Annotated in this window: 14 protein-coding genes, 4 tRNA genes and 1 rRNA gene; all 19 read left to right on the top strand. The window is 61.2% G+C overall.

Going from position 1 to position 20,514, the window contains the following annotated elements; translation table 11 throughout:
• The first annotated feature begins 8 nt into the window (after nt 1-8).
• The 19 genes from rrf (at nt 9) to fusA (ending at nt 20,505) form a co-directional block, all read left to right on the top strand.
• Nucleotides 9-122, top strand: a 5S ribosomal RNA gene (gene rrf / locus AB4Y44_RS29605).
• A 143-nt stretch (nt 123-265) separates the two neighbouring features.
• Nucleotides 266-351, top strand: a tRNA-Tyr gene (locus tag AB4Y44_RS29600).
• A gap of 74 nt (nt 352-425) precedes the next feature.
• A tRNA-Gly gene (locus AB4Y44_RS29595) sits at nt 426-499 on the top strand.
• A 31-nt stretch (nt 500-530) separates the two neighbouring features.
• Nucleotides 531-605: transfer RNA gene (locus AB4Y44_RS29590), tRNA-Thr, on the top strand.
• A 109-nt stretch (nt 606-714) separates the two neighbouring features.
• Nucleotides 715-1,905 carry an elongation factor Tu gene (tuf, locus tag AB4Y44_RS29585; RefSeq protein ID WP_028371383.1) on the top strand — a complete coding sequence of 397 codons (1,191 nt, stop codon included), beginning with the start codon at nt 715-717 and terminating at the stop codon, nt 1,903-1,905.
• Nucleotides 1,906-1,975: 70 nt separating this feature from the next.
• Nucleotides 1,976-2,051, top strand: a tRNA-Trp gene (locus AB4Y44_RS29580).
• 37 nt (nt 2,052-2,088) lie between these two features.
• Nucleotides 2,089-2,469, top strand: a complete 381-nt coding sequence (gene secE, locus AB4Y44_RS29575; RefSeq protein ID WP_028208940.1) for a preprotein translocase subunit SecE — start codon at nt 2,089-2,091, stop codon at nt 2,467-2,469.
• Between the two features lies 1 nt (nt 2,470).
• The gene (gene nusG / locus AB4Y44_RS29570; RefSeq protein ID WP_028208939.1) at nt 2,471-3,028 is read left to right on the top strand and encodes a transcription termination/antitermination protein NusG; all 558 of its coding nucleotides are present in this window, start codon (nt 2,471-2,473) and stop codon (nt 3,026-3,028) included.
• Between the two features lie 191 nt (nt 3,029-3,219).
• Entirely contained in the window at nt 3,220-3,651 is a 432-nt protein-coding gene (rplK, locus tag AB4Y44_RS29565; RefSeq protein WP_027797945.1) for a 50S ribosomal protein L11, read from the top strand.
• The gene (rplA, locus tag AB4Y44_RS29560; protein WP_069269336.1) at nt 3,652-4,347 is read left to right on the top strand and encodes a 50S ribosomal protein L1; all 696 of its coding nucleotides are present in this window, start codon (nt 3,652-3,654) and stop codon (nt 4,345-4,347) included.
• 310 nt (nt 4,348-4,657) lie between these two features.
• On the top strand, nt 4,658-5,155 hold the full coding sequence (gene rplJ, locus AB4Y44_RS29555; protein WP_035534644.1) for a 50S ribosomal protein L10: 498 nt from the start codon (nt 4,658-4,660) through the stop codon (nt 5,153-5,155).
• A gap of 78 nt (nt 5,156-5,233) precedes the next feature.
• Complete coding sequence (rplL, locus tag AB4Y44_RS29550; RefSeq protein ID WP_027821097.1) at nt 5,234-5,608, top strand: 50S ribosomal protein L7/L12; 375 nt, start codon at nt 5,234-5,236, stop codon at nt 5,606-5,608.
• 376 nt (nt 5,609-5,984) lie between these two features.
• The gene (rpoB, locus tag AB4Y44_RS29545) at nt 5,985-10,091 is read left to right on the top strand and encodes a DNA-directed RNA polymerase subunit beta (protein WP_069269333.1); all 4,107 of its coding nucleotides are present in this window, start codon (nt 5,985-5,987) and stop codon (nt 10,089-10,091) included.
• A 21-nt stretch (nt 10,092-10,112) separates the two neighbouring features.
• Nucleotides 10,113-14,363, top strand: coding sequence for a DNA-directed RNA polymerase subunit beta' (gene rpoC, locus AB4Y44_RS29540; protein ID WP_321927800.1), 4,251 nt, complete (start codon nt 10,113-10,115; stop codon nt 14,361-14,363).
• 248 nt (nt 14,364-14,611) lie between these two features.
• Nucleotides 14,612-14,941 (top strand): hypothetical protein, encoded by a 330-nt coding sequence (locus tag AB4Y44_RS29535; RefSeq protein WP_368701569.1) that lies wholly within the window; start codon nt 14,612-14,614, stop codon nt 14,939-14,941.
• A 160-nt stretch (nt 14,942-15,101) separates the two neighbouring features.
• Entirely contained in the window at nt 15,102-16,949 is a 1,848-nt protein-coding gene (gene recQ / locus AB4Y44_RS29530) for a DNA helicase RecQ (RefSeq protein ID WP_368701568.1), read from the top strand.
• A gap of 267 nt (nt 16,950-17,216) precedes the next feature.
• Nucleotides 17,217-17,597: a 30S ribosomal protein S12 gene (gene rpsL / locus AB4Y44_RS29525; RefSeq protein ID WP_027797953.1), complete on the top strand. Its 381-nt coding sequence runs from the start codon at nt 17,217-17,219 to the stop codon at nt 17,595-17,597.
• Between the two features lie 186 nt (nt 17,598-17,783).
• Nucleotides 17,784-18,254 carry a 30S ribosomal protein S7 gene (gene rpsG / locus AB4Y44_RS29520; RefSeq protein WP_006053291.1) on the top strand — a complete coding sequence of 157 codons (471 nt, stop codon included), beginning with the start codon at nt 17,784-17,786 and terminating at the stop codon, nt 18,252-18,254.
• 148 nt (nt 18,255-18,402) lie between these two features.
• A complete protein-coding gene (gene fusA / locus AB4Y44_RS29515; protein WP_342924231.1) occupies nt 18,403-20,505 on the top strand; it encodes an elongation factor G in 2,103 nt (700 codons plus the stop codon).
• Nucleotides 20,506-20,514: the final 9 nt, after the last annotated feature.

Here is a 20,514-nt window from a genome sequence, read left to right as displayed (position 1 = left end):
CCGTCATGCCTGATGACCATAGCGAGCTGGTCCCACCCCTTCCCATCCCGAACAGGACCGTGAAACAGCTCCACGCCGATGATAGTGCGGATTGCCCGTGTGAAAGTAGGTAATCGTCAGGCTCCTCTACAAGCGAGACCCCGGCCCTAAAAAGCCGGGGTTTTTGCTTTTCCGCTCTCCCTATAAGTGAGAGCGTTGTGGGATCGACGCCGAACAAAGTGCTTGACACGATTCGGATGTTCCCCCATAATCATCAGTTCTCTGCGGAGGGGTGCCCGAGTGGCTAAAGGGGGCAGACTGTAAATCTGTTGGCTTACGCCTACGTTGGTTCGAATCCAACCTCCTCCACCAGAATTCAGCTGTAGCAGTGATGGGCCGGTAAAGAAAGCGCTAGCAGTTGCGCGATCAAGAGGCCGGCGAACCTCGCGGGTGTAGCTCAATGGTAGAGCAGAAGCCTTCCAAGCTTACGACGAGGGTTCGATTCCCTTCACCCGCTCCAGCGAAGCATTAAGCGGTTCAGAGCAGTTTTCGCCCATGTGGCTCAGTGGTAGAGCACTCCCTTGGTAAGGGAGAGGTCGGCAGTTCGATCCTGCCCATGGGCACCAGCCGGTATCTAGCGGGCCTCAGAAGCCTCGCATCGAGCAGGCAGCAGCAAGCCAGTGATTGTTTGCGCGCCCCGCGCAACGTACGGAAAAATCCTCTTAGGAGTCGAAAATGGCCAAGGGTAAGTTTGAGCGGACCAAGCCGCACGTGAACGTGGGCACGATCGGTCACGTTGACCACGGCAAGACCACGCTGACGGCAGCGATCACGACGGTTCTGACCGCGAAGTTCGGCGGCGAAGCGAAGGCGTACGACCAGATCGACGCAGCGCCGGAAGAAAAGGCACGTGGTATTACCATCAACACCGCGCACGTCGAGTACGAAACGGCTAACCGCCACTACGCACACGTCGACTGCCCGGGCCACGCTGACTACGTGAAGAACATGATCACGGGCGCGGCGCAGATGGACGGCGCGATCCTGGTGTGCTCGGCCGCTGACGGCCCGATGCCGCAAACGCGTGAGCACATCCTGCTCGCCCGTCAGGTCGGCGTGCCTTACATCATCGTGTTCCTGAACAAGTGCGACATGGTCGACGACGCCGAGCTGCTCGAGCTGGTCGAAATGGAAGTGCGCGAGCTCCTGTCGAAGTACGACTTCCCGGGCGACGACACGCCGATCATCAAGGGTTCGGCCAAGCTGGCGCTGGAAGGCGACAAGGGCGAACTGGGTGAAGTGGCGATCATGAACCTGGCCGACGCACTGGACACGTACATCCCGACGCCGGAGCGCGCAGTTGACGGCGCGTTCCTGATGCCGGTGGAAGACGTGTTCTCGATCTCGGGTCGCGGCACGGTGGTGACGGGTCGCGTCGAGCGCGGCATCGTCAAGGTCGGCGAGGAAATCGAAATCGTCGGTATCAAGCCGACGGTGAAGACGACCTGCACGGGCGTGGAAATGTTCCGCAAGCTGCTCGACCAGGGTCAGGCAGGCGACAACGTGGGTATCCTGCTGCGCGGCACGAAGCGTGAAGACGTGGAGCGTGGCCAGGTGCTGGCCAAGCCGGGTTCGATCACGCCGCACACGCACTTCACGGCTGAAGTGTACGTGCTGAGCAAGGACGAAGGCGGCCGTCACACGCCGTTCTTCAACAACTACCGTCCGCAGTTCTACTTCCGTACGACGGACGTGACGGGCTCGATCGAGCTGCCGAAGGACAAGGAAATGGTCATGCCGGGCGACAACGTGTCGATCACGGTGAAGCTGATCGCTCCGATCGCGATGGAAGAAGGTCTGCGCTTCGCAATCCGCGAAGGTGGCCGTACCGTCGGCGCCGGCGTGGTTGCAAAGATCATCGAGTAAGTTTTTGCCAGTCTCGTTGATCGACTAAGTGGTTTCGGGGTTGGCGATGCCGCCAACCCCAAAATGGTTTAGGGGTATAGCTCAACTGGCAGAGCGTCGGTCTCCAAAACCGAAGGTTGGGGGTTCGATTCCCTCTGCCCCTGCCAACTTCTCGCGCTTCGGCGCGTTGTTCTTTAAGGTGTTATGGCGAATCCTTCCGTCGAAACTGTTAATACTTCCAGCGACAAGCTGATGCTTGCGGCGGGCGTATTGTTGGTTGTGGCCGGGTTCGTAGGGTTCTACTGGCTCGGTAGCCAGGAGTGGTATGTCCGCGGTGCAGCGCTCGCAGTGGGCGTGATCGCGGGGGTGGTAGTCGGTCTTCTCTCGGCGCCCGGCAAGAGCTTCATCGCGTTTGCCAAGGACTCGTACAAGGAAGTTCGCAAGGTCGTCTGGCCGACTCGCAAAGAGGCCACGCAAACGACCCTGGTGGTCTTCGGCTTTGTGCTGGCAATGGCCATCATTCTGTGGGTTTGCGACAAATCCATCGAGTGGGTGATTTTCTCGGCGATTCTGGGTTGGAAATGATATGAGCGATACACCGGCATCCCCGAGCGGAAAACGTTGGTATGTGGTGCACGCCTACTCCGGCATGGAGAAGAGCGTGCAACGTGCGCTTCAGGAGCGCATCGAACGTGCTGGCATGCAGGACAAGTTTGGCCAGATCCTCGTGCCGACTGAAGAAGTGGTCGAGGTGAAGGGTGGTCACAAATCGGTGACCGAACGTCGTTTCTTCCCGGGCTATGTCCTGGTCGAGATGGAAATGACGGACGAAACGTGGCACCTCGTGAAGAACACGGCAAAGGTGACCGGTTTCGTCGGCGGAGCGCGTAATCGCCCGAGCCCGATTTCGCCGCGCGAAGTCGAAAAGATCATGTCGCAGATGCAGGAAGGCGTTGAGAAGCCGCGCCCCAAGACCCTGTTCGAAGTCGGCGAGATGGTCCGTGTGAAGGAAGGTCCGTTCACGGACTTCAACGGCAGCGTCGAAGAAGTCAACTACGAAAAGTCGCGCGTCCGGGTCTCCGTCACCATTTTCGGTCGCGCTACACCGGTCGAACTCGAATTCGGCCAGGTCGAAAAGCTGTAAATCGAATACTACGGATCGCGCCTCGGGTGCGATCCGTTTTTCCGCGCTTACGGTCCGCGTTATGGCCGTAGAGGAGCGCCAGTAGTCCGGTCGGCTGTAGATGTCGCCAAAGCAGTTGGCACAGCGAAGATTGTGGCGAACGCGCGCTACCACTCACCAGAACGCTCACGCGTTCCAAAGAGGTTTTCAACATGGCAAAGAAAATCATCGGCTTTATCAAGCTGCAGATTCCTGCAGGTAAAGCCAATCCGTCGCCGCCGGTCGGCCCGGCACTGGGTCAGCGCGGCCTGAACATCATGGAGTTCTGCAAGGCGTTCAACGCGCAGACTCAAGCCATGGAACCGGGTCTGCCGGTTCCGGTCGTGATCACGGCTTTCGCGGACAAGAGCTTCACGTTCATCCTGAAGACGCCGCCGGCTACGGTTCTGATCAAGAAGGCAGCGAAGGTCGACAAGGGTTCGGCCAAGCCGCACACCGACAAGGTCGCTACGATCACCCGCGCGCAAGCCGAGGAAATCGCCAAGACCAAGATGCCGGACCTCACGGCAGCCGATATGGATGCAGCGGTTCGCACGATCGCTGGTAGCGCCCGCTCGATGGGCATCGTCGTGGAGGGCGTGTAAATGGCTAAGGTTTCCAAGCGTCAAAAGGCACTGGCTGCCAAGATCGACCGCCAAAAGCAGTACCCGATCGGCGACGCACTGTCGCTCGTGAAGGAATGCGCCACGGCGAAGTTCGACGAGTCGATCGACGTTGCAGTGCAGCTCGGCATCGATGCGAAGAAGTCGGACCAGGTCGTTCGCGGTTCGGTCGTTCTGCCCGCTGGTACCGGCAAGTCGGTCCGCGTTGCAGTGTTCGCGCAAGGTGAAAAGGCTGAGCAGGCTAAGGCAGCAGGCGCAGAGATCGTCGGTATGGAAGACCTCGCCGAGCAGATCAAGGGCGGCAACCTGAACTTCGACATCGTGATCGCTTCGCCGGACACGATGCGCGTCGTCGGTACGCTCGGTCAGATCCTCGGCCCGCGCGGCCTCATGCCGAACCCGAAGGTCGGCACCGTGACGCCGGACGTGGCGACCGCGGTCAAGAACGCGAAGGCTGGTCAGGTGCAATTCCGTGTCGACAAGGCCGGTATCATCCACGCCACGATCGGCCGTGCATCGTTCGAGCCGACCGCGCTGCGCACCAACCTGGACGCGCTCCTCGACGCGCTGACCAAGGCGAAGCCGGCAACGAGCAAGGGCGTGTACCTGCGCAAGATCGCTGTCTCGAGCACGATGGGCGTTGGCGTTCGCGTCGACCAGACGTCGCTCGCAGCGTAATAGTTTTGCCGCGCTGAGGCCCGAGAGGGTGGCAGCGCGGATTTAAAGGGCTTTGGGCGGTTGTGCAGCGGCAGCAAGCGCGGTGCAACCGGTTGTCAAAGACCGTTGGCGGAAGTGCAGCAGTTGGGTGCTTCCTTAATGCAAAGCCAACGCAGATGGCGAACCCGAAAAGGTTTTGAAGTGCTGATGTGAGCGGATGCAGGCAGTAACGCCTGACGATGCAAACTGATTTACTCCGGACTGGTCGGTCGCCGTTGTTGAACGCGGCACATGTAGCGAAAGCAAAGTGTGTCGAATCTGGAGGTTAACCGTGCCACTGAACAAAGAAGGTAAGCAGGCCGTCGTGGCTGAAGTTTCCGCGCAAGTCGCGAAGGCTCAGACCATGGTGCTGGCCGAGTATCGTGGAATCGCGGTTGGCGATCTGACCAAGCTGCGCGCGAAAGCGCGTGAGCAGCAGGTGTACCTCCGCGTGTTGAAGAACACGCTGGCGCGTCGCGCTGTCGAAGGTACCCCGTTTGCTCCGCTGGCAGAGCAGATGACTGGCCCCCTGATCTACGGCATCTCGGAAGATGCAATTGCTGCTGCGAAGGTCGTCAATGACTTCGCGAAGAGCAATGACAAGTTGGTCATCAAGGCTGGTTCCTACGAAGGCAAGGTGATGGACGTGGCAGGCGTGCAAGCGCTGGCCAACATCCCGAGCCGCGAAGAACTGCTCTCGAAGCTGCTGTTCGTTATGCAAGCTCCCGTTTCCGGCTTCGCGCGTGCTCTGGCCGCGCTGGCGGAGAAGAAGCAAGCAGAAGCTGCCTGATTTCAGGCAGACGAACGAGCAAGAGCGGGCGAGAAAGATCGCTAGCTGTTTCCGAATTCAAATCTGGAGTAATTTCAAATGGCAATCGCAAAAGAAGACATCCTCGAAGCCGTTGGCTCGATGTCGGTTCTTGAACTGAACGAACTGGTCAAGGCGTTCGAAGAGAAGTTTGGCGTGTCGGCAGCTGCTGTGGCAGTCGCTGGCCCGGCAGGCGGCGGCGCTGCTGCTGCTGCTGAAGAGCAGACCGAGTTCACGGTCAACCTGCTCGAAGCCGGCGCAAACAAGGTTTCGGTCATTAAGGCCGTTCGCGAACTGACGGGTCTCGGCCTGAAGGAAGCGAAGGACCTGGTCGACGGCGCACCGAAGCCCGTGAAGGAAGCGGTGCCCAAGGCTGCTGCTGAAGAAGCGAAGAAGAAGCTGGAAGAAGCCGGCGCGAAGGCTGAAATCAAGTAAGTTTCAGCGCGCTGTGCGAAGGCTGGCGGTTTTTACACCGCCGGCCTTTTTGTGCTTTGTGGGTTCTGCGTTTTTGTGTTCGATTTTTTAGAAGTCGGAGGCGGGATGCGGGACCCAGAAGCCAAAGAAAAACGTCTTTCGCCGGGTGAGCGCCTCAAGGGCATCATCAGTGCGCACGACGCTTCTCTTTGTCTTCTGAAGCGACTGCAGAAGGCAAGTTTGGTCGGGCAGCGGGCACGTTATGACAAGCCGAAATCCGTTGCCGTCAGCCAGCGGTTGGTAGAGGCCAACCACCAAGCTTCCAGGGCTCGCGAAGCCATCGGGTCTCAGTCGGTGAACACTCGGGTCGTCCTACCCGCCGTGATTCGGAGATCGTATGCACTATTCCTTCACCGAGAAGAAGCGTATTCGCAAGAGTTTCGCGAAACGCCCCATCGTTCACCAGGTTCCTTTCCTGCTGGCTACCCAGCTTGAATCATTCAGCACATTCCTGCAAGCAGAAACGGCGACCGCACAACGCAAACCGGAAGGTCTGCAGGCAGCGTTTTCGTCCGTTTTTCCTATTGTTTCCCATAACGGCTTTGCTCGTCTAGAGTTCGTCAGCTACATGCTGTCGTCGCCGGCATTCAACATCAAGGAATGCCAGCAACGCGGCTTGACGTACTGCTCGGCGCTGCGCGCCAAGGTCCGTCTCGTCCTGCTCGACAAGGAATCGCCGAGCAAGCCGGTCGTCAAGGAAGTGAAGGAACAGGAAGTGTACATGGGCGAAATTCCGCTCATGACGCCGACCGGTTCGTTCGTCATCAACGGCACCGAGCGTGTCATCGTCTCGCAGCTGCACCGCTCGCCTGGCGTGTTCTTCGAACACGACAAGGGCAAGACGCACAGCTCGGGCAAGCTGCTCTTCTCGGCCCGTATCATTCCTTACCGCGGTTCGTGGCTCGACTTCGAGTTCGACCCGAAGGACGTGCTGTACTTCCGCGTCGACCGTCGCCGCAAGATGCCGGTCACGATCCTGCTGAAGGCCATCGGCCTCACGCCGGAACAGATCCTCGCGAACTTCTTCGTGTTCGACAACTTCACGCTGATGCCGGAAGGCGCGCAGATGGAGTTCGTGCCGGAGCGTCTGCGCGGTGAAGTCGCGCGCTTCGACATCAGCGATCGCGAAGGCAAGGTCATTGTCCAGAAGGACAAGCGCATCAACGCGAAGCACATTCGCGACCTCGAAAGCGCGAAGACGACGTACATTTCGGTCCCCGAAGATTATCTGCTCGGCCGCGTTCTCGCGAAGAACGTCGTCGACGGCGACACGGGCGAAGTGATCGCGAACGCGAACGACGAGATCACCGAAAGCGTGCTCGAGAAGCTGCGCGAAGCGAAGATCAAGGACATCCAGACGCTCTACACGAACGATCTGGACCAGGGTCCGTACATCTCGTCGACGCTGCGTATCGACGAAACCGCCGACAAGATGGCCGCGCGCATCGCGATCTACCGCATGATGCGCCCGGGCGAACCGCCGACCGAAGAAGCGGTCGAGGCGCTGTTCAACCGCCTGTTCTACAGCGAAGAAGCGTACGACCTCTCGAAGGTGGGTCGTATGAAGTTCAATCGCCGCGTCGGCCGTGACGAAATCGTCGGCCCGATGACGCTGCAGGACGACGACATCCTCGCGACCATCAAGATCCTCGTCGAGCTGCGTAACGGCAAGGGCGAAGTGGACGACATCGACCACCTCGGCAACCGTCGCGTGCGTTGTGTGGGCGAACTCGCAGAAAACCAGTTCCGCGCAGGTCTCGTGCGTGTCGAACGTGCAGTGAAGGAACGCCTCGGCCAGGCCGAAAGCGAAAACCTGATGCCGCACGACCTGATCAACTCGAAGCCGATTTCGTCGGCGATTCGCGAGTTCTTCGGTTCGTCGCAGCTCTCGCAGTTCATGGACCAGACCAACCCGCTCTCGGAAATCACGCACAAGCGTCGTGTTTCCGCACTGGGCCCGGGCGGTCTGACGCGTGAGCGCGCAGGCTTCGAAGTCCGCGACGTGCACCCGACCCACTACGGCCGCGTGTGTCCGATTGAGACGCCGGAAGGTCCGAACATCGGTCTGATCAACTCGCTCGCACTGTACGCGCACCTGAACGAATACGGCTTCCTCGAAACGCCGTATCGCAAGGTTGCAGACGGCAAGGTGACCGACCAGATCGACTACCTGTCGGCGATCGAAGAAGGCCGTTACGTGATCGCTCAGGCGAACGCGGCAGTGGCTGAAGACGGCACGCTGACCGACGAACTGGTTTCGTCGCGTGAAGCGGGCGAAACGCTGATGGTCACGCCGGACCGCATCCAGTACATGGACGTGGCGCCGTCGCAGATCGTCTCGGTTGCAGCCTCGCTGATTCCGTTCCTCGAGCACGACGACGCAAACCGTGCACTGATGGGTTCGAACATGCAGCGTCAGGCCGTGCCTTGCCTGCGTCCGGAAAAGCCGGTCGTCGGTACGGGTATCGAGCGCACGGTTGCGGTCGACTCGGGTACGACGGTTCAGGCGCTGCGTGGCGGCGTGGTCGACTACGTCGACGCAGGCCGTATCGTGATTCGTGTGAACGACGACGAAGCGGTTGCTGGTGAAGTGGGTGTGGATATCTACAACCTCATCAAGTACACGCGTTCGAACCAGAACACGAACATCAACCAGCGTCCGATCGTGAAGATGGGCGACAAGGTTGCGCGCGGCGACGTGCTGGCTGACGGCGCATCGACCGATCTGGGCGAGCTCGCGCTCGGCCAGAACATGCTGATCGCGTTCATGCCGTGGAACGGCTACAACTTCGAGGACTCGATCCTGATCTCGGAGAAGGTCGTTGCGGACGATCGTTACACGTCGATCCACATCGAAGAACTGAATGTCGTTGCTCGCGACACGAAGCTCGGGCCGGAAGAAATCACGCGCGACATTTCGAACCTCGCGGAAGTGCAGCTTGGCCGTCTCGACGAGTCGGGCATCGTGTACATCGGCGCGGAAGTCGAAGCGGGCGACGTGCTCGTGGGCAAGGTCACGCCGAAGGGCGAAACCCAGCTCACGCCGGAAGAAAAGCTGCTGCGCGCAATCTTCGGCGAGAAGGCTTCGGACGTGAAGGATACGTCGCTGCGCGTGCCCTCGGGCATGAGCGGCACGGTCATCGACGTGCAGGTGTTCACGCGTGAAGGCATCCAGCGCGACAAGCGCGCCCAACAGATCATCGACGATGAACTGAAGCGCTATCGCCTCGACCTGAACGACCAGCTGCGCATCGTGGAAGGCGACGCGTTCCAGCGTCTCGCCCGCATGCTCGAAGGCAAGGTCGCGAACGGCGGTCCGAAGAAGCTCGCGAAGGGCACGAAGATCGAGCGCGCATACCTCGAAGATCTGGATCACTACCACTGGTTCGACATCCGCCTCGCGGACGAAGAAGCAGCGGCGCAGCTCGAAGCGATCAAGAACTCGATCGAAGAGAAGCGTCACCAGTTCGATCTGGCCTTCGAAGAGAAGCGCAAGAAGCTCACGCAAGGCGACGAACTGCCGCCGGGCGTGCTGAAGATGGTCAAGGTGTACCTCGCGGTGAAGCGCCGTCTGCAGCCTGGCGACAAGATGGCAGGCCGTCACGGTAACAAGGGTGTGGTGTCGAAGATCGTTCCGATCGAAGACATGCCGTACATGGCCGATGGCCGTCCGGCAGACGTCGTGCTGAACCCGCTCGGCGTGCCGTCACGGATGAACGTGGGTCAGGTTCTCGAAGTGCACCTCGGTTGGGCCGCGAAGGGTCTGGGCTGGCGTATCGGCGAAATGCTTGCGCGTCAGACGAAGGTTGCAGAGCTGCGTGAGTTCCTCACGAAGATCTACAACGAATCGGGCCACAAGGAAGACCTCGACAGCTTCAGCGACGACGAGATCCTCGAACTCGCGAAGAACCTGCGCGAAGGCGTGCCGTTCGCAACGCCGGTGTTCGACGGTGCGACCGAAGAGGAAATGGGCAAGATGCTCGATCTGGCATTCCCGGACGACGTCGCCCAGAACCTCGGCATGACGCCCTCGAAGAACCAGGTGCGTCTGTACGACGGCCGCACGGGCGAGATGTTCGAGCGTACGGTCACCGTGGGCTACATGCACTACCTGAAGCTGCACCACCTTGTCGACGACAAGATGCACGCGCGTTCGACGGGTCCGTACTCGCTCGTCACGCAGCAGCCGCTGGGTGGTAAGGCGCAATTCGGTGGTCAGCGCTTCGGTGAAATGGAAGTGTGGGCGCTCGAAGCGTATGGCGCTTCGTATGTGCTGCAGGAAATGTTGACGGTGAAGTCCGATGACGTGACGGGCCGGACGAAGGTGTACGAAAACCTCGTCAAGGGCGACCACGTGATCGACGCGGGCATGCCGGAATCCTTCAATGTGCTGGTGAAGGAAATCCGCTCGCTCGGCATCGACATCGACCTCGACCGCAACTAATCGGACTACGGAGAGAAGGCAATGAAAGCTCTGCTCGATCTATTCAAGCAAGTCCAACAAGAAGAAGTTTTTGACGCGATCAAGATCGGTCTGGCCTCGCCGGACAAGATCCGCTCGTGGTCGTTCGGCGAAGTGAAGAAGCCGGAGACCATCAACTACCGTACCTTCAAGCCGGAACGGGATGGTCTGTTCTGCGCGAAGATCTTCGGGCCGATCAAGGACTACGAGTGCCTGTGCGGCAAGTACAAGCGCCTGAAGCACCGTGGCGTGATCTGCGAGAAGTGCGGCGTTGAAGTCACGCTCGCCAAGGTGCGTCGCGAACGCATGGGCCACATCGAGCTGGCCTCGCCGGTCGCGCACATCTGGTTCCTGAAGTCGCTGCCGTCGCGTCTGGGCATGGTGCTCGACATGACGCTGCGCGACATCGAGCGCGTGCTGTACTTCGAGGCATACGTGGTGATCGAACCGGGCATGACGCCGCTGAAGGCGCGGCAGATCATGACCGAAGAGGATTACTACAATAAGGTCGAGGAATACGGCGACGAATTCCGTGCCGAAATGGGCGCGGAAGGCGTGCGCGAGCTGCTGCGCGCGATCAACATCGACGAACAGGTCGAGACGCTGCGCACCGAGCTGAAGAACACCGGCTCGGAAGCGAAGATCAAGAAGTACGCGAAGCGCCTGAAGGTGCTCGAGGCCTTCCAGCGTTCGGGCATCAAGCCCGAATGGATGGTGCTCGAAGTGCTGCCGGTGCTGCCGCCCGAACTGCGTCCGCTGGTGCCGCTGGACGGTGGCCGTTTCGCGACTTCGGACCTGAACGATCTGTATCGCCGCGTCATCAACCGTAACAACCGTCTGAAGCGTCTGCTCGAGCTCAAGGCGCCGGAGATCATCGTCCGCAACGAAAAGCGGATGCTCCAGGAAGCCGTGGACTCGCTGCTCGACAACGGTCGTCGCGGCAAGGCGATGACGGGCGCGAACAAGCGTCCGCTGAAGTCGCTCGCCGATATGATCAAGGGTAAGGGCGGCCGCTTCCGTCAGAACCTGCTAGGCAAGCGCGTGGACTACTCGGGCCGTTCGGTCATCGTGGTGGGTCCGACGCTCAAGCTGCACCAGTGCGGTCTGCCGAAGCTGATGGCGCTCGAGCTGTTCAAGCCGTTCATCTTCAACAAGCTGGAAACGATGGGCGTTGCCACGACCATCAAGGCTGCGAAGAAGGAAGTCGAGAACCAGACGCCGGTGGTGTGGGACATCCTCGAAGAGGTGATCCGCGAGCACCCGGTCATGCTCAACCGTGCGCCGACGCTGCACCGTCTCGGCATCCAGGCTTTCGAGCCGGTGCTGATCGAAGGTAAGGCAATCCAGCTGCACCCGCTCGTTTGCGCGGCGTTCAACGCCGACTTCGACGGTGACCAGATGGCTGTTCACGTTCCGCTGTCGCTCGAAGCGCAGATGGAAGCGCGTACGCTCATGCTCGCGTCGAACAACGTCCTGTTCCCGGCCAACGGCGATCCGTCGATCGTGCCGTCGCAGGATATCGTGCTGGGCCTGTACTACGCCACGCGTGAAGCGATCAACGGCAAGGGCGAAGGCATGACGTTCACGGGCGTGTCGGAAGTGCTGCGCGCGTACGAGAACAAGGAAGTCGAGCTGGCCTCGCGCGTGAACGTGCGTATTACCGAGATGGTCCACAACGAGGACAAGTCGGAAGGCGCACCGGCATTCGTGCCGAAGATCTCGCTGTACGCGACCACGGTCGGCCGTTCGATCCTGTCGGAAATTCTGCCGCCGGGTCTGCCGTTCTCGGTGCTGAACAAGCCGCTGAAGAAGAAGGAAATTTCGCGCTTGATCAACACGGCATTCCGCAAGTGCGGTCTGCGCGAAACGGTGATCTTCGCTGACCAGCTGATGCAGTCGGGCTTCCGCCTGGCAACGCGCGCCGGTATTTCGATCTGCGTGGACGACATGCTCGTGCCGCCGCAGAAGGAAACCATCGTCGGCGAAGCGGCGAAGAAGGTGAAGGAGTACGACCGTCAGTACATGTCGGGTCTCGTCACCGCGCAGGAGCGCTACAACAACGTGGTCGACATCTGGTCGAACACGTCGGAAGCGGTCGGCAAGGCGATGATGGAGCAGCTCGCGACGGAACCGGTCATCGACCGCGACGGCAAGGAAACGCGTCAGGAATCGTTCAACTCGATCTACATGATGGCCGACTCGGGCGCGCGGGGTTCCGCAACCCAGATTCGCCAGCTGGCGGGTATGCGCGGCCTGATGGCGAAGCCGGACGGCTCGATTATCGAAACGCCGATTACCGCGAACTTCCGCGAAGGTCTGAACGTGTTGCAGTACTTCATCTCGACCCACGGTGCACGTAAGGGTCTGGCTGATACGGCACTGAAGACCGCGAACTCGGGTTACCTGACGCGTCGTCTCGTCGACGTGACGCAGGATCTCGTGGTCGTCGAGGACGATTGCGGCACGTCGAACGGCGTGGCGATGAAGGCCCTCGTGGAAGGCGGCGAAGTCGTCGAAGCGCTGCGCGACCGTATTCTCGGCCGTGTTGCAGTGGCGGACGTCGTCAATCCGGAAACGCAGGAAACGATCTACGCTTCGGGCGACCTGCTCGACGAAGACGCGGTCGAAACGATCGAAAGCCTCGGCATCGACGAAGTGCGCGTGCGCACACCGCTCACCTGCGAAACGCGCTACGGTCTGTGCGCAGCCTGCTATGGCCGCGACCTCGGCCGTGGCTCGCGCGTGAACGTCGGCGAAGCCGTCGGCGTGATCGCGGCACAGTCGATCGGCGAACCGGGCACGCAGCTCACGATGCGTACGTTCCACATCGGTGGTGCGGCGTCGCGTGCGGCAGTGGCCTCGTCGGTGGAAGCCAAGTCGAACGGTACCGTGCGCTTCACGGCGACGATGCGTTACGTCACGAATGCGAAGGGCGAGCAAGTCGTCATCTCGCGTTCGGGCGAAGCCATCATCGCCGACGATCACGGCCGCGAGCGCGAGCGTCACAAGGTGCCGTACGGCGCGACGCTGCTGCAGCTCGATGGCGCAGCGATCAAGGCCGGCACGCAGCTCGCAACGTGGGATCCGCTCACGCGTCCGATCATCACCGAGTACGGCGGTACGGTGAAGTTCGAGAACGTCGAAGAAGGCGTGACCGTGGCCAAACAGATCGACGACGTCACGGGTCTGTCGACCCTCGTCGTGATCGACGTGAAGCGCCGCGGCTCGCAGGCGGCGAAGAGCGTGCGTCCGCAGGTCAAGCTGCTCGACGCGAACGGCGACGAAGTGAAGATCCCGGGCACGGAGCATTCGGTGCAGATCGGCTTCCAGGTCGGCGCGCTGATCACCGTGAAGGACGGTCAGCAGGTGCAGGTGGGTGAAGTGCTCGCACGTATCCCGACCGAAGCCCAGAAGACGCGTGACATTACCGGTGGTCTGCCGCGTGTGGCGGAACTGTTCGAAGCACGTTCGCCGAAGGACGCAGGTATCCTGGCGGAAGTCACGGGTACGACGTCGTTCGGTAAGGACACGAAGGGCAAGCAGCGCCTCGTTATCACGGACCTCGAAGGCAATCAGCACGAGTTCCTGATCGCGAAGGAAAAGCAGGTGCTGGTCCACGACGGTCAGGTCGTCAACAAGGGCGAAATGATCGTGGACGGCCCGGCCGATCCGCACGACATCCTGCGTCTGCAGGGTATCGAAGCGCTGTCGCGTTACATCGTGGACGAAGTGCAGGACGTGTACCGTCTGCAGGGCGTGAAGATCAACGACAAGCACATCGAAGTGATCGTGCGTCAGATGCTGCGTCGTGTGCAGATCACCGACAACGGTGATACGCGCTTCATCCCGGGCGAGCAGGTCGAGCGTTCGGACATGCTGGACGAAAACGACAAGATGAACGCCGAGGACAAGCGCCCGGCAACGTACGAGAACGTGCTGCTCGGTATTACGAAGGCATCGCTCTCGACCGATTCGTTCATCTCGGCGGCTTCGTTCCAGGAAACGACCCGCGTGCTGACCGAAGCGGCGATCATGGGCAAGCGCGACGATCTGCGTGGCCTGAAGGAAAACGTGATCGTCGGTCGTCTGATTCCGGCTGGTACGGGTCTCGCCTTCCACAAGGCGCGCCGTGCGAAGGAGTCGTCGGACCGCGAGCGTTTCGACCAGATCGCAGCGGAAGAAGCGTTCGAGTTCGGTACGCCGGAAACCCCGGCCGCCGAGCAGCCGCAACAGCCGCATACGACGGACGAGTAAGCGCGGGGCGGCGCAAGCCGCCTTTCGCTTCGGGCTCGAATGCCCACGCAAAAGCCGCCTGGTTTTCACCGGGCGGCTTTTTTTATTGGCGCGCGCGCTTCCCGCTTACGCCTGCGGCCTCGTGCCGCAGTGCCGGCCGGGTCGCTGCGCGCATCGGTGAGGCGTGCTAACGTAGCGCGCCAAGTTCGCCTGTGTGGGTCTTTTCGTACGGCACTGGCGGCATTTATCTGAATCTGGAGGCGGTAATCATGTGGGTGGTCGGGGTCGGTCTCATCCTGAATCTGGTGGCGTGTGTCGCCAGCTTTTCGCAGCTGCTGCATCACGTCAGCAATCAGTCCGCAGCGAACTTCTTCGCGACCTTTCTCGTGATGTGGGCATTCCTGATTATCGGTTTCATCATGCTGCTGGCGGGCCGGGTCAAGGGCGGCGCCGCGCTGCTCACGATCGGCTCGCTGATGTTCGTCGGCGCCAACGTCGTGCTCTTCGGCGCGAGCGCATTCACGATCGCAGCGGCCATCGTGGCCGTCGTGACGATCGTCGGTGCGTTTCGCATCGCGCGCCGGCGCCTCGCTGCCTGACGAACCCGCCTCACCCCGGTTGTTCGCGTTCGCAATCTGCGCGCGCGACTTCCCGGTTTCTCCTGGCCGAATGGCCAATCTTCACGGTAGCGGCGGTCAAGGCTCGTCCGGGTTGGTAAAATCCTGCCCACCGCCTCAGCCCCGCACGCTCACCGCCTTCATGTCCCGTTCCCTCGAAATCCTCAACGAAGTCTTCGGCTATCCCGCGTTTAGAGGGCAGCAAGCCGAAATCGTCGAGCACGTCGCAGGGGGCGGCGATTCGCTGGTGCTCATGCCGACCGGCGGCGGCAAATCGCTCTGCTACCAGATTCCCGCGCTCGTGCGGCACGAAGCCGGGCTCGGTGCCGGCATCGTCGTGTCGCCGCTCATCGCGCTCATGCAGGACCAGGTCGCCGCGCTCACGGAAGTGGGCGTGCGCGCCGCCTATCTCAACTCGACGCTGAGCGGCGCCGAAGCGGCGGCGACCGAGCGGGCGCTGCGCGAAGGCGATCTCGACCTGCTTTACGTCGCGCCCGAGCGCCTCATGACGTCGCGCTTTCTCGACCTGCTCGAGCGCACGCGCATCGGCCTCTTCGCAATCGACGAAGCGCATTGCGTCTCGCAATGGGGCCACGACTTCCGGCCCGAATATATCCAGCTCTCGGTGCTGCACGAGCGATTTCCGAACGTGCCGCGCATCGCGCTCACGGCAACCGCCGACGCCATCACACGCGACGAAATCGCGCACCGTCTCGCGCTCGACGACGCCCGTGTGTTCGTCTCGAGCTTCGACCGGCCGAACATCCGCTACCGCATCGTCGAGAAGGACAACGCACGCTCGCAATTGCTCGACTTCATCCGCGCGGAGCATACGCGCGCCGACGGCACCACGGATGCCGGCGTCGTGTATTGCCTCTCGCGCCGCAAGGTCGAAGAAACGGCCGAGTGGTTGAAGGGGCAGGGGTTGCGCGCGCTGCCGTACCACGCCGGCATGGAATTCGAGGTGCGCCAGAAGCACCAGGAGATGTTCCAGCGCGAGGAGGGCGTGGTGATGTGCGCCACCATCGCGTTCGGCATGGGCATCGACAAGCCGGACGTGCGTTTCGTCGCGCACCTGGATTTGCCCAAGAGCGTGGAAGGCTACTACCAGGAAACCGGCCGCGCGGGGCGCGACGGGCTGGCGGCCAATGCCTGGATGGCCTACGGTCTCGGCGACGTGGTGCAGCAGCGCAAGATGATCGACGAGTCCGAAGCCGACGAGCAGCACAAGCGCGTGCAGACGGGCAAGCTCGACGCGCTGCTCGGCCTGTGCGAAGCGGCCACGTGCCGGCGCGTGCGCCTGCTCGCGTACTTTGGCGAAGAGAGCAAGCCGTGCGGCAACTGCGATACCTGCCTCGAGCCGCCCGCCACGTGGGACGCTACACGCGAGGCGCAAATGGCGCTCTCGTGCGTGTTCCGCGCGCAGCGGGCGAGCGGCTTCAATTTCGGCGCCGGCCACCTGATCGACATCCTGCGCGGCAACCGCAACGACAAGATCCTGCAGCGCGGGCACGAAAAAATCTCGACCTTCGGCATCGGCTCCGCGCTTTCGGAGCCGGAATGGCGCGCGATCTTCCGGCAACTGGTGGCGTTCGGTTATCTCACCGTCGACCACGACGGCTACGGCTCGCTCGTGCTCACCGAGGCGAGCAAGGCGGTCCTCAAGGGCGAGCAGAATGTCACGATGCGCCGCTATGTGAAGCCCACGCGTACGCGCACGTCGTCGAGCCGCACCAGCGAGCGCGCCGATCCGACCCTTGGCATGAGCCCGCGCCAGCGCTCGCGCTGGGAGCGCCTGCGCCTGTGGCGCACCGAGACCGCGAAGAGCGAGGGCGTGCCGGCCTACGTCATCTTCCACGACGCCACGCTGGCGGAAATCGCGCGCAACGGCCCGGAGTCAGTGGACGAGCTGCGTGACATCCCGGGCATCGGGGCGCGCAAGCTCGAGCGCTTTGGCGAGGAGCTCGTCGAGGTCGTCGGCGACGAATAAGGCGCGCTGTTCCCCGCCGGGTATTCCGGACGCCGCCGGAATGTCACGGCGCTGTCACTTCCTCTGTCGTCCGAAATGTCGCAAGCCATTGACTCGCTTGGCCTTTTCGGAATATCATGCTGGGTTCCGGTCTTTGGGATGTCTGTGCTCGTCAATCGATTTGACGAAAACTAACGTCAAATAACCAGTTCCGGAGCTCGATACGTATGGTTTTCCGCTTTGCCCGGAAATAAGTGCGTCGATTTTGTTCAATTTCAGGAATAAACAATGCCAACCATCAATCAACTGGTTCGCAAAGGCCGCGCTTCGGAAGCTACGAAGAGCAAGTCGCCGGCCCTGCAGGACTGCCCGCAGCGTCGCGGCGTGTGCACCCGTGTGTACACGACGACGCCGAAGAAGCCGAACTCGGCACTCCGTAAGGTCGCCAAGGTGCGCCTGACGAACGGCTTCGAAGTCATTTCGTACATCGGTGGTGAAGGCCACAACCTGCAGGAACACTCGGTCGTGCTGATCCGCGGCGGCCGTGTGAAGGACTTGCCGGGTGTGCGTTACCACATGGTTCGTGGCTCGCTGGATACCCAGGGCGTCAAGGATCGTAAGCAGGCTCGTTCGAAGTACGGCGCGAAGCGCGCGAAGGCTGCGAAGTAAGAGTCAAGCGTCGTCTGCGCTTTCGAGTGCCGGCGATAAAAGCGACAGGTGCCGGATTGGCCGGTGCTGTCGAGTAAGTGGTCACCCGACCAGGCTGGTAAGTCGTAATGGATGAATCGGGTTAGTTGGTGGCCGCGGAGCGTAGGGTTCAATCCACGCTTCAACTGAAAAGTTAAAGGAAGAAACATGCCGCGTCGTCGCGAAGTCCCCAAGCGGGAAGTGTTGCCGGATCCGAAGTTCGGCAACGTTGATGTAGCCAAGTTCATGAACGTGCTGATGCTCTCCGGCAAGAAGTCGGTTGCCGAGCGTATCGTGTACGGCGCTTTCGAACAGATCCAGACCAAGGGTGGCAAGGACCCGCTGGAAGTGTTCACTGTCGCGCTCAACAACGTGAAGCCGGTGGTGGAAGTGAAGAGCCGCCGCGTTGGTGGTGCGAACTATCAGGTTCCGGTCGAAGTGCGCCCCTCGCGTCGTATGGCATTGGCGATGCGTTGGCTGCGTGAAGCCGCGAAGAAGCGCAGCGAGAAGTCGATGGCCCTGCGTCTGGCAGGTGAACTCTCCGAAGCGGCCGAAGGCCGTGGCGGCGCGATGAAGAAGCGCGACGAAGTTCACCGGATGGCAGAAGCGAACAAGGCGTTCTCGCACTTCCGCTTCTAAGAGAAAGCCCTTACCGGGGCTTGCTCAAGAAACGGAAAAAATTCCGGGCGGGTGCGCTTATCGAGCGCCTCGCCCGTTTGTGTTCAGGCGCGTTGGGATCAACCCGGTCGGGATCGATCCGGCGCGCACCTCCCGATAGAGGATCAAAGTGGCACGCAAGACTCCTATCGAGCGCTACCGCAACATCGGTATTAGCGCTCACATCGACGCCGGCAAGACGACGACGACCGAGCGCATTCTGTTTTACACCGGCGTGAACCACAAGATTGGTGAAGTTCACGACGGCGCCGCGACCATGGACTGGATGGAGCAGGAACAGGAGCGTGGTATCACGATCACGTCCGCTGCTACGACCGCGTTCTGGAAGGGCATGGGCGGCAACTACCCCGAGCACCGCATCAACATCATCGACACCCCGGGTCACGTCGACTTCACGATTGAAGTCGAGCGCTCGATGCGCGTGCTCGACGGCGCGTGCATGGTCTACTGCGCCGTGGGCGGCGTGCAGCCGCAGTCGGAAACGGTGTGGCGTCAGGCGAACAAGTACAAGGTTCCCCGTCTCGCGTTCGTCAACAAGATGGACCGTACCGGCGCGAACTTCTTCAAGGTCTACGACCAGCTGAAGAACCGCCTGAAGGCGAACCCGGTTCCGGTCGTGGTGCCGATCGGCGCTGAAGAAAACTTCAAGGGCGTCGTCGACCTCCTGAAGATGAAGGCGATCATTTGGGACGAGGCCTCGCAAGGCACGAAGTTCGACTACGTCGACATCCCGGCCGAACTCGTTGACACGTGCAACGAGTGGCGCGAAAAGATGATCGAGTCGGCTGCTGAAGCCAGCGAAGAGCTGATGGAAAAGTACCTCGGCGGCGAAGAGCTGTCCGAGGCGGAAATCGTCAAGGCGATCCGCGACCGGACCATCGCTTGCGAAATCCAGCCGATGCTGTGCGGCACCGCGTTCAAGAACAAGGGCGTGCAGCGTATGCTGGACGCCGTGATCGACTTCCTGCCGTCGCCGGTGGACATTCCCCCGGTCACGGGCGAACTCGAAAACGGCGAGAAGGCAGAGCGCCGCGCATCCGACGACGAGAAGTTCTCGGCACTCGCGTTCAAGATCATGACCGACCCGTTCGTCGGCCAGCTGATCTTCTTCCGCGCGTACTCGGGCGTCGTCAACTCGGGTGACACCGTGCTGAACTCGACCAAGGGCAAGAAGGAACGCCTCGGCCGTATTCTGCAGATGCACGCGAACAACCGCGAAGAAATCAAGGAAGTTCGTGCAGGCGACATCGCCGCAGCCGTTGGCCTGAAGGAAGCAACCACGGGCGACACGCTGTGCGACCCGGCGAACCCGATCATCCTGGAACGCATGGTGTTCCCGGAGCCGGTGATTTCGCAGGCCGTCGAGCCGAAGACCAAGGCTGACCAGGAAAAGATGGGCCTCGCCCTGAACCGCCTGGCGCAGGAAGACCCGTCGTTCCGCGTCCAGACGGACGAGGAATCGGGCCAGACCATCATTTCGGGCATGGGCGAGCTCCACCTCGAAATTCTGGTCGATCGCATGAAGCGCGAATTCAACGTGGAAGCGACCGTCGGCAAGCCGCAGGTTGCGTACCGCGAAACGATCCGCGCCACGGCGAAGGACGTCGAAGGCAAGTTCGTCAAGCAGTCGGGCGGTCGCGGCCAGTTCGGCCACGCTGTCATCACGCTTGAGCCGAACGAGCAGGGCAAGGGCTACGAGTTCCTGGACGAGATCAAGGGCGGTGTGATTCCGCGCGAATTCATCCCGGCGGTGGACAAGGGTATCCAGGAAACGCTGAAGGCTGGCGTGCTGGCGGGCTTCCCAGTCGTCGACGTGAAGGTTCACCTGACGTTCGGTTCGTACCACGACGTTGACTCGAACGAAAATGCGTTCCGCATGGCTGGTTCGATGGCGTTCAAGGAAGCAATGCGCAAGGCGCAGCCGGTCATCCTCGAACCGATGATGGCTGTGGAAGTCGAAACGCCGGAAGACTACATGGGCAACGTGATGGGCGACCTGTCGGGCCGTCGCGGTATCGTCCAGGGCATGGAAGACATGGTTGGCGGCGGCAAGATCGTTCGCGCTGAAGTGCCGCTGTCGGAAATGTTCGGCTACTCGACGTCGCTGCGCTCGCTGACGCAAGGTCGTGCAACGTACACGATGGAATTCAAGCACTACGCAGAAGCACCGCGTAACGTGGCCGACGCGATCATCAGCGCGAAGGCGAAGTAAGCATCGGCG

The sequence above is a fragment of the Paraburkholderia sp. BR10937 genome (assembly GCF_040965695.1).
Taxonomy (GTDB): domain Bacteria; phylum Pseudomonadota; class Gammaproteobacteria; order Burkholderiales; family Burkholderiaceae; genus Paraburkholderia.
This window is presented reverse-complemented; position numbering and strand designations above follow the sequence as displayed.

Coding starts and splice junctions, on each gene's coding strand:
- tuf (WP_028371383.1), top strand. CDS start 715: ATGGCCAAGGGTAAGTTTGAGCGGACCAAGCCGCACGTGAACGTGGGC.
- secE (WP_028208940.1), top strand. CDS start 2,089: ATGGCGAATCCTTCCGTCGAAACTGTTAATACTTCCAGCGACAAGCTG.
- nusG (WP_028208939.1), top strand. CDS start 2,471: ATGAGCGATACACCGGCATCCCCGAGCGGAAAACGTTGGTATGTGGTG.
- rplK (WP_027797945.1), top strand. CDS start 3,220: ATGGCAAAGAAAATCATCGGCTTTATCAAGCTGCAGATTCCTGCAGGT.
- rplA (WP_069269336.1), top strand. CDS start 3,652: ATGGCTAAGGTTTCCAAGCGTCAAAAGGCACTGGCTGCCAAGATCGAC.
- rplL (WP_027821097.1), top strand. CDS start 5,234: ATGGCAATCGCAAAAGAAGACATCCTCGAAGCCGTTGGCTCGATGTCG.
- rpoB (WP_069269333.1), top strand. CDS start 5,985: ATGCACTATTCCTTCACCGAGAAGAAGCGTATTCGCAAGAGTTTCGCG.
- rpoC (WP_321927800.1), top strand. CDS start 10,113: ATGAAAGCTCTGCTCGATCTATTCAAGCAAGTCCAACAAGAAGAAGTT.
- AB4Y44_RS29535 (WP_368701569.1), top strand. CDS start 14,612: ATGTGGGTGGTCGGGGTCGGTCTCATCCTGAATCTGGTGGCGTGTGTC.
- recQ (WP_368701568.1), top strand. CDS start 15,102: ATGTCCCGTTCCCTCGAAATCCTCAACGAAGTCTTCGGCTATCCCGCG.
- rpsL (WP_027797953.1), top strand. CDS start 17,217: ATGCCAACCATCAATCAACTGGTTCGCAAAGGCCGCGCTTCGGAAGCT.
- rpsG (WP_006053291.1), top strand. CDS start 17,784: ATGCCGCGTCGTCGCGAAGTCCCCAAGCGGGAAGTGTTGCCGGATCCG.